This window comes from Actinomadura rubrobrunea NBRC 15275, from assembly GCF_001552235.1.
Classification (GTDB): Bacteria; Actinomycetota; Actinomycetes; order Streptosporangiales; family Streptosporangiaceae; genus Spirillospora; species Spirillospora viridilutea.
On sequence record NZ_BCQU01000134.1, the window covers coordinates 1 to 13,825 of the forward strand.

Sequence of the window (13,825 nt, forward strand, 5' to 3'; positions counted from 1 at the left end):
GGCGGGCGCCGGCACGTCGTCGCAGCCCGCCGCGGCCATGGCGGCCGGGACGACGGCGGCGACGTGGGCCACCTTCGCGGGCGGGAAGTCGGGGGCGGGCGTGTGCCGCGGGTTCGCCGTGTCCGGCGCGCGCAGGGGGTCGCCGCCGCGCCGCGCGGTGATCCGGGCCTCCACCAGGGCGGGGTCCGCGGCGGCGGCCTCGGGGACGGGACGCGGCCGCGGGACGGCGGTGACCGGGGCGCGGGCGCCGGTGATGCGGTCGATGTCGATGCCGCCCGGGTCGGGCCGGGACAGGCCGGGGACCTGGCAGGCGCCGTAGTGGCCGCCGCGGGCCCAGTCGCGGCGCGAGCGGCCCGAGTGGTAGGACTGCGGGGACGGCAGGGGCGGTCCGGCCGGCCAGCGCCGGGGCACGCCCCAGGAGTCCAGCCAGCGCATGATCTCCTCGAGCCCGGCGAGCAGCCCCGCGGTGAACGGTTCGCGGGCCCGGCCGACCACCATGATCTGCGCGCAGATCCGCCCCTCCCGGCCGGCACGTCCGTTGAGCGCCCGGGCGGCCCGCACGATGGGGACCTGCTGGACCACCTCGCCGGAACCGGGGTTCCACACCAGGTGCGCGGGCCGGCTCTCGCGCGCCAGGTCGGCCGCCACCGACCTGGCCGACACCAGACGCGGATCGGATTCGCTGGTGAGCCATACCACGCGGGGAGCACCTCCCCCCAGCGCGCCGCCGTCCTGCTGCACCGGCATGCGTCCGGCTCCTGGCAGCCATGCGTCTGCCACAGTGTGTCCCCCCAATCGGGCCGCGGCCCACGATTGGTCTCGTCCTGTGCTGTCGCCCGGCCGGGCGAGGGCACCCGGCCTGCCGCCATGGGCTGCTCCGGCGGCGCGGTCCCGGACCGACGCGATCCGGGTCACCTGTCCGGAATGAACCCCGTCCGCCCCTTCATATCGTCCTCCCGCCGCGGTTTCGTACATAACAGTCTGAGGCGTGTCTCGGTGACGAGGCGGTCACCGAGGCGATAACCGGCGTTCCCCAGGGTATGAGAATTTCTTGCGGACAAACGGCCGGAAGTGGCCGAGGAGTTACCTTCGGTGGGGCATGATGTGTCCTCGGCAGCTGGTTCGGACCGCGGCATCCGCTTCGCCAGGGGCGGGGTTCACAGCGCGGACCGAGCCGCGTTCTAATAGGACGTCATGACCGTTGACGCTGAACTCCCGGCCGGGGTCCCCGGCATCGACGTCCCCCGCCTGGCCGGCTGGCTGGCGCAGGCGCTACCCGGCTGCGGACGGATCACCGCCGTCGAGCTGATCTCCGGCGGCCGGTCGAACCTCACCTACCGGATCGTCCTGGAGGGCGGCCCCGACGGCGGTCCGGACGGCGGGGCCGGGGGTGAGCGCCATGTGGTGCTGCGCAGGCCGCCGCTCGGGCACGTCCTGCCGACCGCGCACGACATGGGCCGCGAGTACCGGGTGCTGTCGGCGCTCGGGCCGCGCACCGACGTGCCGGTGCCGACGACGCTGGCCTTCTGCGCCGACGAGAGCGTCATCGGCGCCCCGTTCTACCTGATGGACCACGTGACGGGGCGGGTGCTGCGCGAGGCCGAGGACGCCGGCGACCTTTCCCCCGAGCAGGCCCGCGGGCTCAGCGAGCGGCTCGCCGAGGCGCTCGCCGCGATCCACCTGGTGGACGCGGACGCGGTGGGCCTCGGCGACTTCGGCCGCCCCGACGGGTACATGGCGCGGCAGCTGCGCCGCTGGGGCAAGCAGTGGGACGCCTCGCAGGAGGCCATCCGCGCCGCCGGAGCCGTGCACGACGTGCCCGAGTACGACCGCCTGGCCGAGCGGCTGGCCGAGCGGCTGCCGTCCGGCGGGCGCGCCGGGCTCGTGCACGGCGACTTCCGGCTGGACAACGCGCTGGTGCGGCTGGAGCCGCGGCCCGAGATCGCCGCGGTCGTCGACTGGGAGATGTCGACGCTGGGCGACCCGCTGTCCGACCTCGGGCTCACGCTCGTCTACTGGACCCAGGCCGACGACCCGGACGCCGAGAGGCTGCCGGTCGGCGCGTCCGTGACCACGGCGCCCGGGTTCTTCACGCGCCGCCAGTTCGCCGAACGGTACGCCGCGCTGACCGGGTTCGACCTGGCCGACCTCGACTTCTACGTGGCGTTCGCCTGCTTCAAGCTCGCGGTCATCCTGGAGGGCATCCACGCCCGCTACCTGCAGAAGGCCACCGTGGGGGAGGGGTTCGACCAGATCGGCGACGGCGTCCCCGTGCTGGTCGCCCGCGCCCACCGCATCCTGGACTCCGGCTCCCCCTGGTAGGCGCCGGGGCGCGGCGGAGCGCCGCTCGAACGGCGGCGGGGCCCTCAGCAGTAGGAGACCCTCGCGGTGCCGTTGGGGGAGAACGACACCGAGCCCGTGCGCCGGCCGAAGCACAGTCCGTTGGTCCGCGACACCCGCACGCCGGCGGACTCGCCCGCTTGCAGGGTGCCGGAGCCGTGCGCGGACAGCGCGCCGGACGTGCCGGTCACGGACCATTGCACCGGGCCGCCGACCGCGGTGATGGTGACCACGCACGACTCGCTCACGCCCATGCTGCACCCGGAGACCGACAGGGTTCCCGGCCGCGGCGGCTGCGGCGGCTCCGGCTCGGAGGTGGGCTGGGGCGAGGAGGTCGCGGTCCGGGTGGGCGACGGCGACTTCGACGGCGATTTCGACGGCGACGGGCTCGTGGTGGTCGGCGACGGCGAGACGCTCGTGGCCGGGGCGCTCGGCTCGACCGACGGGTCCGTCGGCGACTGCGACGGGTCCTCTCCGGACGACGACGACGTGGCGCCGCCGCTCGGCGAGGCGGCCGCGGGCTCGTTCGAGCCGTCGGATCCCCCGGTGAACGCCGCGACCGAGCCGCCGATCAGCACGACGGCCGCGATCCCGGCGGCGACCGCGGCGACGACCGGGCCCTTGCGCCGGGAGTTCTCGCGTTCGCGGGCGCGCGACGTGCCGGGCCGGTAGGGCAGCGGCCAGCCCCACTCGTCGAACGGTTCGGCCCAGGCGGCGATGGCGCGCCGGTTGTCCGCGCGTTCCGGGTCGGTCACCGCGGACAGCACGTCCAGCCGCAGCTCTCCGGGCAGCGCCGCGACCGGCAGCACGGCCAGCAGCCGGTCGGCGGGCAGCCGCGGCGTGTCCCGTTCACCGCAGGTGGGGCAGTTGGACACGTGCCGCATCACCGAGCGGGCCGCCTGCGGCGACAGCGGCCAGGTCTCGGTCAGCGCCGACAGGCTGGGGCAGTCCTCCCAGTGGTTGCGGGCCACCAGCGCGGCGTGCAGCGCCGACTCCAGCGCGGCGTCCGCCTCGGCCAGCAGAACGTCCGCCTCCTCGGCGGAGATGCCGAACACGCCCGCCAGGTCGACCGAGTCCAGCTCGTGCCGCGCCACCAGGTCGATCGCCTCGCGCTGGCGTCCGGTGAGCGCGGCCAGCGCGCTCAGCGCCAGCATGCGCCGCTCCTCGCGGCGGGCGTACTGCTCCTCGGTGAGCTCCCCGTCGTCGACCTCGGGCGCCTGCTGCCCGACGTGCCGCGACGGGTTGTCGCGCCGGCGCAGCGACTCCTTGCGGGCCAGCGCGTACAGCCAGCCGCGCAGCCGCTCGGGATGCGCGAGCCCGGCGATGTGCTCGCGCGCCGCGATCATGACGTTGCGCAGCGCCCCCGCGGCCTCCACGCGGTCGCGCAGCAGACCGTGGCAGTAGTCGTACAGCAAGGGCGCGTAGGTGTCGTACACCTCCGACAGCGCGATGACGTCCCCGACCCGCAGTGATTCCGCCAGCCGGGGGTCAGCGAAACGGCCCGGTTCAGGCCAAGCGGCCACGACGACCCTCCCGTGCTCGATGATCCGAACCCCCGCAGCGAGCCCCGACGCCCGTCGGCGGACTCTGGTTGACAGATCCTGCCACCAAATTCGGGAGATTTCAGAGGCATCCGGGACTGTTGGGATGCAATGGGGCACTCTACGTGGTCGTTTCACCACGTAGACGCACGATTACAGAAAAGTTGTGATCTGGGTCTCTTTGCGGTGAAGTCGGTCGTCGGAGCCGGGGTGGACCGCCGGAGCGTGCGTGCTCGGCCGGTCACGGCCGGGCGGCCGCCTCCTGGGCGCCGGCCTGCGAGCCGCCGTCGTCCGGCGGCTCCTGCGCCGGGCAGGTCCAGGTCACGGTCGCCGAGCCCGACGGCGCGAAGCTCACGCTGCCGGAGTGGCTGCCGGGCGGGCAGTTTTCCGGACGCGACACGGTCACGCTCGCCGTCGCGCCCGCCGCGAGCCGTCCGCCGCCGGAGGCGCTCAGGCCGCCCGACGTGCCGGTCACCGACCACGTGACGGGCCCGCCCACCGCGCTCACCGACACCGGGCACGAGAGCTGCCCCTCGGGGATCGTGCAGTCTTGAACCGCCAGCCTTCCGGTCGGCGTGCCGCGGGGCGTGGGCGAGCGCCGCGACGGCCGCGCCGACGGGCTGGGCGTCGGCGACGTCGACGACGGGGACGGCGTGGGCGCGGTGGGCGTCGCGGACGGCTCGGGCGACGGCGACTCGCTCGGCGACGACTCGTCCGACGGACTGGACGACGGGTCGCCGGACGACGGGGACGACGACGGGTCCCGCGGCGCGCCGGAGCTCTTGGGGACCGCCCCGGTGCGCCCGTCGGGGCCGAGCGGCGTCAGGGCGAACGCGCCGGTCACGATCAGCAGGAGTCCGCCGGCCGCGGCGACGGCGGGCAGCAGCCGGGGCGCCGGGCGGTGGCCCCCGCGCTTGTGCGCCCGCGCCGCCGGCACCGGCCAGCCGGCCTCGTCGAACGGCTCGGCGCGCCGGGCCGCGTCGGCTCGCAGGTGGGCCCGGCCGGGTGCGGTCGCGGTCGCCATGACGCGCGTGGGCAGCTCCGACGGCAGCAGCGCCACCGGCAGCACCTGCAGCAACCGGACCGTGGACACCCTCCGGTAGCGCAGCTCGGTGCACGTCGCGCAGTGCGAGATGTGCCGCAGCAGCCTGCGGGCGGTCGCGGGCGGGAGCGGCCCGTCGTCCTCCCCCTCGACCAGCTCCGCCGCCTGCGGGCACGCCTCCCGCCCCTCCCGGGCGACCAGCGCGGCGGCCAGCGCGTCGTCCAGCCGCTGCCGCGCCGCGGAGGTCAGGTCGGCGGCCTGCCGGGCGTCCATGCCCAGCACCGCGCCGACCTCGGCCGCCTCCAGGCCGTGCCGCAGCAGCAGGTCGAGGGCCTCCCGTTCGGTGCCGCGCAGCGCCGTCAGCGCGCCGTGCACCAGACGGCGCAGCTCGAAGCGCTGCGCCCGTTCGGGGGCGTCCAGGAACACGTCCTCCACCTCGGGCGCCTCCCGGCGCTCGGTGGGGAAGTCCGGGGCGGCGCGGCGGCGCAGGCACTCGTTGCGGACCAGCGCGTACAGCCAGGACCGGAACCTGACCGGCTCGCGCAGCACCCCGGCGTGCGCGTACGCCTGCAGGAAGGCGTCGTGCAGCGCCGCCGCGGCCGCCTCCTGGTCGCGCAGCAGCGCGTGGGCGTAGTCGTAGAGGCGCGCGGCATAGCGGTCGACCACCTGGGCCAGGGCCTCGGTCGGATCCAGATCGCGGGGGGCGTCGTCCCCCGCGTCGTCGCGGTCGTCGGCGGCCAGCGCCAGGGCGAGCCTGAGGTCGTCCCCGCGATCGAGACTGGGCCAAGGGGACACGGGTCCTCCCGCGAACTGAGATGTCGGCACCGCGGTCATGGGACGCGCCGCGATGGTGCTCTTCTTGCGAGCCGTGCCGTGTTCTCCTCCGGACCCCGCGGGCCCGGCCCCGCCAGGGGACACGGGGAAGGAAGTGGAGGCCCGACGGCCCCGCTCCCCGTCGGGCCTCCGTTTACATGACGGCCGACCCCCGCCCCCGGTTGACACCTCCGACGAACAAATCTCGAAAAATCCGTTCGGCCTCGTGCGGCTCGGCTCCGCCCTCCCGTCTCAGCCGCTCCGTACGCCACGTGACCTGCGCGAACACCTCCCGGCGCGGACGCGGGCCGCCAGGGGACGGCGCGGCGGCCGGGAACGACGAACGCCCGGCGAACGGGTGGGATCCGTTCGCCGGGCGTCGGCGGTGCGGTTCGGGGTCCGCGCTCAGTCGCTGATGCGGCGGGACAGCATCTTCAGGAAGATCTTGGAGATCTCCTGCGGCGTCTGCGCCACCTGGACGTTGCCGTTGGTGAGCGCCGCGATCTTCTCGAGCTCGTTGCGGTCGGTCCCGGGGCCGAAGCCGATCATGTTCACCTGGATCGGCTTGTTGGGGTCGACCATCGACTTGAGCCGCGACAGGGTCTCCTTGAGCGTGGGCCCGTCGGCGTCCTCGTTCTTGCCGTCGGTCAGCAGCAGGATCGAGTTGCCGAACTCGGGCTTGTAGCTGTCGCTCATCTTCTTGTACGCGGCCAGGACGGTGTCGTACAGGCCGGTGTCGCCGCGCGGCTGGATCTGGCCGAGGCTGGACAGCACCAGGTTGCGGCGGGTGCTGGACCCGACGCGCTCGCCCAGCGGGCCGACCGACACGAGCTCGCGCCAGTCCTGCTTGCCCTGGAGGTTGGTGGAGAACACCCACAGGCCCAGCTCGGTGTCGTTGGACATCATGCTGAGCCCGCCCTGGGACAGCTGCGCGACGGCCTGCAGCCGGGTGGTGTTCGGGGCGACCTGCTCGGCCATCGACCCGGACACGTCGATGATGGTCAGGATGCGCAGGCCCAGCGTCAGCTTCGACCAGGCCTGCATGACCTTCGCCACCTCGGCGTCCTTCGGGGAGGGCAGCTTGCGGGGACGCGCGGGGCTCACGCCCATCTGCTGGGTGAACCCCTCGGGCGCCTTGCCGTCCGGCGTGCGGAACCCGAGCCGCTGCATCTCCTTGCGGGACTCCTCGCCGGTCAGCTCGCGCTCGAGCAGCCGCGCGGCCTTGCGCTTGGCGCCGTCATCGGTGACGACGGTGAACGGGTAGTCCAACGACAGCGTGCCCTCGACCGGGTACAGGGCGACCGCGGGCTCGGACGGCCCGGTCCGGTTGAACGCGTACAGCGCCTGCTCGGACGACAGCGAGATCGGCTGCCGGCCGGTGCGGCCCTTGCGGAACAGGCTGAACTGCGCCTGCACGGTCGGCGTCATGCTCTCGCGCACCGTGCGGACGATCCCGGTGAAGATGGAGTTCCGGTTGGGGTCGTTCGTCAGCAGCGTGTTGGTGACCATCAGGGCGCCCATCCCGGCGCCGTTGCGCGCCGGGTCCGGCACCACCAGCCGCACCGCCTTGGCCGGGATCACCTGGTTCTTGGTGACCGCGCCGCCCGGGGTGCCGCCCGCGGCGTTCAGCAGGTTGTCCCAGGACGGCGTGGACGTGATGCCCTGCTGGCGCAGCCGTGTCGCCAGCGTGCGCGGCATGCCCACCACGATGGGGCTGCTGGCCAGGGAGGTCCCCGGCGTCTTGATGGCGTCCTTGCCCTTCTCGGACGCGCGGACCAGCGACGTCCACAGCGAGGTGTCGGGGATCCACACGTCGGGACGCCGGTTGGTGGCGGTCGGCACCGCCTGCCCCGACAGCAGCGGGGTGACCGACGCGGGCTCGGCCTTGGCGACCCGGGCCTGCGCGCACTTGCCGTCCACCTCGTGCCGGGCGTTGTTGAAGCGCTGCGCGGCCTTCACCACCGCGGGCTCGATGTCGGCGGACACCGCCACGTCCAGCACGAGCGCGTCGTCCTCGCCGCACCCGCCGCGGGCGTCGGCGAACGCGTACACGCCCACGCCGAGCAGCAGGGCGAGGCCGACGGCGCCGGCCATCGGTCCGATGAGCGCGCCCGGGCTGCGCCGCTTCTTGCGCCGTCCGCTGTCGTACTCGTCGCTGCCGTAGCCGCCGGAACCGCGCGAACCGCCGCCGTAGCCGCCGGAGCCGCCTCCGCCGCCGTAACCGCCCGAACCGCCGGGACCGCCGCCGTAGCCTCCCGAGCCGCCCCGCTCGTAGTCGCGGTACCCGCCGGAACCCTCGCCCGGGTACCCGGTCGGTCCGCCGTCGGAGCTGCGGATCGACTCGTACCTGCCGTACCCGGCGTCCGCGCCGCCGGGGGACGCGGAGGGCGCGCCGCCGGGCGGCGGCGACTGCGACGGCCCGGACCCGTAGACGTCCGAGGCCGCCGACCGGCCGGACCCGTACCCGCCGGAGTCGGACCCGTACCCGCCGGAGTCGGACCCGTACCCGCCGGAGTCGGAGGCGCCGCCGTAACCGCCCGCCCCGAACGTCGGCTGCTCGGCGGACTGCCGCGGCGTGAACCACTCGGGGGTCTCGGTGCCGGACGAGGGCCGCGAGCCGCCGACGCCGGGGCCGGCGACCGGACGGTCGCCCGGACCCGACGGGGGGATCATCGCGCCGCCGGGCGGGGTGCCGGGTGCGGCCCCGGCCGCCGGTTCGCCGGTCGGCGCGCCCGGCCCGCCCTGCCGCCTCTGGTGCGCGGGACGCGGGCCGAACCAGTCGGAGGAGCCGTCGTTCGCCGGGCCGAAGACTGGCCTGGACGGGTCGATCCCATCGTCACCCCGTGGGCCCTCGGGGAGATCACTGTGATGACGTCCACTCACGGCTGTCCTCGTTTCACCAGAAACCCACCGACGTTCCCCGGCACTGTAGTGGTACGAACCAGAGGTTACAAAAGGCTCAATTCGATAGTTCCGCAGGTCACGACCGGATGACGAATCGACGAACGCTCTGCCCGGCGTCCGTCACGAAGCGCATCCGGCCCGACACGCGACGCCGGGAAACCCGGATCCGGTTCTGTTCCGTCATAGTGCAAGGGACGGCGAGCGCACGGAATCGGGGGACTGTTGAGCGAGGCGAGCATACGGCAATCGGCGGCCTCGGCGAGGGAAATGTCCACGATTGCCGGTCGTGTACGCACGTCGGCGGCGTGGGCGGGCGTCGCCGCATGGGCGCTGTGGGCGGGCGCCCGGCTCGCCGGGGGCGACCGGCTGCCCGGCGTCGGATCGGCGTTGGCGCCCATGCTGGCCTTCACCCCGTACGCGGCGGCCGCCGCGCCGCTGCCGATCGTCGTCGCGCTGCTGCTCCGCCGCCGGCGGGCGGCGGTCGCGGCGACCGCGGTGGCGGTCGCCCTGGCGGCGGCCGTGCTGCCGCGCGCCGTGGGCGGCGCCCAGCCCTCCGCCCGCGGCCCGGTCGTGCGGGTGCTGACGGCCAACCTGCTGTTCGGCCGGGCCGACCCCGGGCGGATCGTCGACCTCGTCCGCCGCAACGGAACCGACGTGCTCAGCCTCCAGGAGCTGACCCCCGGCGCCCGCGACCGCCTGGAACGCGCCGGCCTGACGCGCCTGCTGCCCTACAAAGTGGATGAGGCCCGTGTCAGCGCCCGCGGAGCCGCCATCTATTCGCGCCACCCCCTGCTCGCACTGCCGCCGCTGGAGGGAATGTCGACGGCGATGCCGGAGGCCGAGATCGCCCTGCCGGGCGGACGGCGCATCGTGGTGACCGCCGTCCATCCCGTGCCGCCGCTGTCGTCCGACTGGTACCGCCGGTGGCGGCACGACCTGGCCGAACTCCCCGCCGCCCGCGCGCCTCTGCCCGGCGGCGACCCCGCGCCCACGTCCTCCTTCCATGGGCCGGCCGCCTCGCATCCGGTCGACGAGACCTCCGAGCCGATCCGGATCCTCGCGGGCGATTTCAACGCCACGCTCGACCACGCCGGCCTGCGCCGTCTCCTCGGACGCGGCTACGCCGACGCCGCGGACCGGACGGGCGCCGGGCTCGTCCCGACGTGGGGGCTCGGCTCGCGCCGCCCGCCGCTGACGATCGACCACGTGCTGGTGGACGAGCGGTGCGCGGTCCGCGAGGTCGCGGTGTACGACCTGCCCGGCAGCGACCACCGCGCCGTCCACGCCGAGATCCGCCTTCCGTAAGGCCCTCCGGCCCGATCGGGCCCGCGATGTCATCGATGCGTTCTGTGATCATCTGAATGCGATTTCCACGCGCTGTGAAGGTCGCGGAAGGCGGCCGATGCGATCGTGGCCGTATCCGGACATTCGACGCTGCTGAAATGGCCGCATCCGGCCATCTGCGGGGGGGACGGGCGCCGCCGCGAGCGGGGCGTGACGGCGCCGTCGCCGGACGGCGGCAGAATTGAGGGGTGGCCCGGTTCGTCACCGTCTCCGATCCCGCCGACCCGCGGCTGGCCGACTACGTGCGGCTGCGCGACGTCAACCTGCGCAAGAGCCTGGAAGCGGAGCACGGGCTGTTCATCGCGGAGGGGGAGAAGGTCATCCGCCGGGCCGTGGGCACCGGGTACCCGGCGCGTTCGTTCCTGATGGCCCGGCGCTGGGTGGAACCGCTCTCCGACGTGCTGGAACGCACCGACGCGCCCGTGTACGTCGCCGACGACGCCACCGTTCAGGCCGTCGCCGGGTTCCCCGTCCACCGCGGGGCGCTCGCCTCGATGAAGCGGCTGCCGCTGCCCGCGACGGCCGACCTGGTGGCGGACGCCCGCCGCGTCCTGGTCCTGGAGGACCTGGTCGACCACGCCAACGTCGGGTCCATCTTCCGCTGCGCCGCCGCGCTCGGCGTGAACGCCGTGGTGCTGTCCCCGCGGTGCGCCGACCCGCTCTACCGGCGCTCGGTCAAGGTGTCGATGGGCGCGGTGTTCGCCATCCCGTACGCCCGCATGACGTCCTGGCACGACGGGCTGTCGGAGCTGCGCGCGGCGGGCTTCACCCTGCTCGCCCTCACACCGGACCAGTCGGCCGTCCCCCTGGACAAGGCGCTCGCCGCCGTGGAAGGGCCCGCGGACCGCGTCGCGCTCATGCTCGGCTCGGAGGGCGACGGCCTGTCGTCGCGCTGGCTGGACGAGGCCGACCACGCCGTCTGCATCCCCATGAGCGCCGCCGCGATGGCCAACGGCGTCGACTCGCTCAACGTGGTCGCCGCGGCCGCCATCGCCTGCCACGCCCTCATGCGCTGAGCGGCCCGGGGACCGGCCGCCGCGCCCCGCGTTCCCGCCCGCTTTCGGCGGAGCTCACTTGCCGAAGGCGCCGCGGCGAGGACGCCGATGGGCGCCCTTCCGCCGCGCGGCGACCGCGGGCGCCGCGCCCGGCAGGGCGCGGCGTCGTCCGAGCCGCAACTGCGTCAGCAGCAGCGAGAACGCCGCCAGCAGCGCCGCCAGCCAGGCCACCTGCGTGCTGGCGATCCGCTCGAACGTGAGGTCCTGCGCGACGGGCGCCTTGTTGTTGCGCAGCCTGCTCTCCGGGGTCGGCGACGTCGGCCCGGGCGCGAGCGACGGACTCGGCGGCGCGATCGACGGCAGCGACACCCCCGGAGCCGAGGACGGGGGCGGCGTGAACGACGCGTTCGGCGACGGCGGCGTGTACCCCGACCCGGACGAGCTGCTCCCGCCGCTGCCGCTGGAGCCGGACCCGCCACTGCCGCCGTCGTCGTCCTTCTTGTCCTCGCCCTTGTCCTCCTTGCCGTCGGAGGGCTTCTTCCCCTGCCCCGGCGACGGCGTGGGGGTCGGCGTGGGACGCGGACTCGGCGACGGCGGGGAGGGCGGCGAGGAGGACTTCGGCGGTACGAAAACGACCGAGGCGGCGTCGAACTCGCGCTCCGTCTGTTCCGAGTCGACCGTGACCGTCACCAGAATGGTCTGTTCGGACTTGATGTCCGGCGGAACGCTGACCGTCGCCTTGATCTCCCGGTCTTCGCCGACCTCGATATCGCCGAGCGCGCAGTCCTGCGTGCACTCGCCGTCGATCTTCGCCAGGCCCTCCGGATCGACGGTGAAGCCCTCCAGGACGACATCTTTGATCGTCTCGCCCTCGGCGGATACGACCGCCGTGAGGTCGATGGGCTTGGTCGGATCCTCCTGAACCGCCGGAGTGGCCGTCAGCGTCACCGCAAGTTTCGGAACGTCGGCGGCGAGGGCCGGGGGCGCGCCGGCGGCGAGGACGGCCGCGGTGCTCAGGCTCACGATGAGCGGACTACGTGCCGATCGGGAGAGCACCGCCCCCGCACCTCCGTGGGTTCGTCGTCGTTGACCGCCGTGTCTCCGGGGCAGCGCTGACCCCGGGCGCGCACTCTGCATCATGCGAACACGGATCCACGATGCAATCAACCCGAATGCCCGTCTTTCCGCCCGTCCGCAGCGATCCGGCGCGATACAGGAAGGTACCGGAAGGCCGCCGCCGGGCCCCGTGACGGTCAGATGAGTGTGACGGTCAGATGAGCTCCTCGCGGAGGTCCTGGACCTCGTTGCGCGGCGCCCACGCCTGCCAGACGCCGTGGTCCATGCGGTCCAGGCCGAGCCGTTCGGCGACGGGCGCGCGGCCGCCCGCGTATTCGACGCGCAGCCACGTCTCGTGCTCGCCGACCACGATGAACGGCTCGCCGCGCCACGTGCACACGGTGCGCACGTACCGCAGCTCCTCGATCTCGTGGGCGGGCACGACGCGCCGGTGGCGGCCCGGCCGCAGCTCCTCGAAGCCGTCGGTGGGCTCGGGGGCGTAGAGCCGCACGTCGCCGTCGGCGCCGGGCACGGCCTCGAACTCGCGGCCCAGCCAGCGGGCGACGTAACCGTCCCGGATCATCGCGGAACCTCCGTCCGGTCGCCGCCCCGGGCGCCGCCCCCGTCCTCCGGGGGCGTCTCGGGACGCAGCCATGCCAGCTGGTCCGGGTCGTACATGGCGACGAACCGCTCGGATCTGTCCATGCCCAGGTAGTACATCTCCGCCCCGTAGGGAAGGCGCACACTGTCGACCTTGTACTCGCGGATCGAGCCCGCGCTGCCGGGGGCGAACCCGTTGCCGTGGAACGGCGGCCGCTCGATGACCCAGCCCGCGTCGCCCCAGGCGGACCGTTCCTCCTCGGTCTGCCCGCCGAATGGGATCCGGTAGAGGTCCGGGCAGTAGGCGGGCCAGCGGATGACGTACACGCCCTCGTCCCCCGGACTGAACGGCGACCCTTCGTAGAGCAGGCCCAGCGCCTCGTACAGCTGCACCGGCGTCTGCAGTTCGGCGACGTCGACCGCGGGGTGCACGAAGCCGCCCACCCGGTCGTACCCCTGCTCCAGGTACCAGCTGACGTGGCCGTGCGGCACGACCTTCTGCATGATGACCGGCTGCGCGGTCCGTTCGGGGTCGGGCTCGGGGACGGCCGGGCGGGCGCCCTGGGTGTACGGGGCGGCCTGCGGTTCGGGTTCCGTTGCGGCGGGCGCGGTCTCCGGCCGCTGGGGCTGCGGCGCGTCGGCCGCGGCGAACGACTGCGGCGCCGTGTCGAGCGGGTCCGCGGAGGGGGACGCCAACGGCTCGGGCCGCGGCGGCATGAGCCCGACGCGCATCGCCCACTCGCTGAGCGACCGCACTTGGTCGCCGCTCAGCGACGCGCCGATCCGGGTGCCGGGGTTGAGCAGCATGGCCCAGTCCTCGCGCGGCCAGGAGGCGATGAGCTCGCGGAAGTCGGCGTACACGAATCGGGATTCGGGCAGCACCTCGCGCAGCCGCACCAGCGAGGTGAACACCTGCACGGCCGACGTGCCGCGCATCGCCGCGTCCCAGCGGAACTCCCGCTGCACGGGCGTGACCTCCAGCGGCGCGTCCTGCGGAATGGGCACCAGGACGTTGGCCGCCAGCAGCACCCGCAGGAACGCGTCGGAGTCGCCGCTTTGCGCCGCCTCGTACAGCTCCTGGTCGATGCGGTTGCCGGGCTCGAACTCCGGTTCGTCGGCCGGCTGCCGCGCCGGCTGTTCGGGCGGCGCGGCGGCGGCCGGGGCCTGCTCGCCGGGGCGCGGCCCGGCCT

The 13,825-nt window shown here is 74.3% G+C and carries 10 protein-coding genes; 3 read left to right on the forward strand and 7 right to left on the reverse strand.

The window, feature by feature from the left end; all coding sequences use genetic code 11:
- A partial coding sequence (locus AR3_RS27165) for a hypothetical protein (protein WP_174545491.1) occupies positions 1 to 747 on the reverse strand: 747 nt, incomplete at its 3' end.
- A 447-nt stretch (positions 748 to 1,194) separates the two neighbouring features.
- Here AR3_RS27165 and AR3_RS27170 point away from each other — a divergent pair.
- On the forward strand, positions 1,195 to 2,322 hold the full coding sequence (locus AR3_RS27170; RefSeq protein WP_067918217.1) for a phosphotransferase family protein: 1,128 nt from the start codon (positions 1,195 to 1,197) through the stop codon (positions 2,320 to 2,322).
- A 44-nt stretch (positions 2,323 to 2,366) separates the two neighbouring features.
- Here AR3_RS27170 and AR3_RS27175 read toward each other — a convergent pair whose 3' ends face one another.
- From AR3_RS27175 to AR3_RS27185, 3 genes are all read right to left on the reverse strand, one after another.
- Complete coding sequence (locus tag AR3_RS27175; protein WP_067918219.1) at positions 2,367 to 3,863, reverse strand: RNA polymerase sigma factor; 1,497 nt, start codon at positions 3,861 to 3,863, stop codon at positions 2,367 to 2,369.
- Positions 3,864 to 4,122: 259 nt separating this feature from the next.
- Entirely contained in the window at positions 4,123 to 5,718 is a 1,596-nt protein-coding gene (locus tag AR3_RS27180) for a sigma-70 family RNA polymerase sigma factor (RefSeq protein ID WP_067918220.1), read from the reverse strand.
- A gap of 423 nt (positions 5,719 to 6,141) precedes the next feature.
- Positions 6,142 to 8,409 carry a substrate-binding domain-containing protein gene (locus AR3_RS27185; protein WP_083952119.1) on the reverse strand — a complete coding sequence of 756 codons (2,268 nt, stop codon included), beginning with the start codon at positions 8,407 to 8,409 and terminating at the stop codon, positions 6,142 to 6,144.
- A 498-nt stretch (positions 8,410 to 8,907) separates the two neighbouring features.
- Between AR3_RS27185 and AR3_RS27190 the strand changes: the two genes are divergently transcribed.
- Positions 8,908 to 9,945: an endonuclease/exonuclease/phosphatase family protein gene (locus tag AR3_RS27190; RefSeq protein WP_067918223.1), complete on the forward strand. Its 1,038-nt coding sequence runs from the start codon at positions 8,908 to 8,910 to the stop codon at positions 9,943 to 9,945.
- 227 nt (positions 9,946 to 10,172) lie between these two features.
- Entirely contained in the window at positions 10,173 to 11,000 is an 828-nt protein-coding gene (locus AR3_RS27195; protein ID WP_067918228.1) for a TrmH family RNA methyltransferase, read from the forward strand.
- Between the two features lie 54 nt (positions 11,001 to 11,054).
- Here the strand turns inward: AR3_RS27195 and AR3_RS27200 are convergent, their stop codons facing one another.
- The 3 genes from AR3_RS27200 to AR3_RS27210 all read right to left on the reverse strand — a co-directional run.
- On the reverse strand, positions 11,055 to 12,002 hold the full coding sequence (locus tag AR3_RS27200; RefSeq protein ID WP_067918229.1) for a hypothetical protein: 948 nt from the start codon (positions 12,000 to 12,002) through the stop codon (positions 11,055 to 11,057).
- Positions 12,003 to 12,249: 247 nt separating this feature from the next.
- Positions 12,250 to 12,618 (reverse strand): UCP033725 family protein, encoded by a 369-nt coding sequence (locus tag AR3_RS27205; RefSeq protein WP_067918232.1) that lies wholly within the window; start codon positions 12,616 to 12,618, stop codon positions 12,250 to 12,252.
- A partial coding sequence (locus tag AR3_RS27210; RefSeq protein WP_174545492.1) for an SseB family protein occupies positions 12,615 to 13,825 on the reverse strand: 1,211 nt, incomplete at its 5' end. The genes AR3_RS27210 and AR3_RS27205, both read right to left, overlap by 4 nt.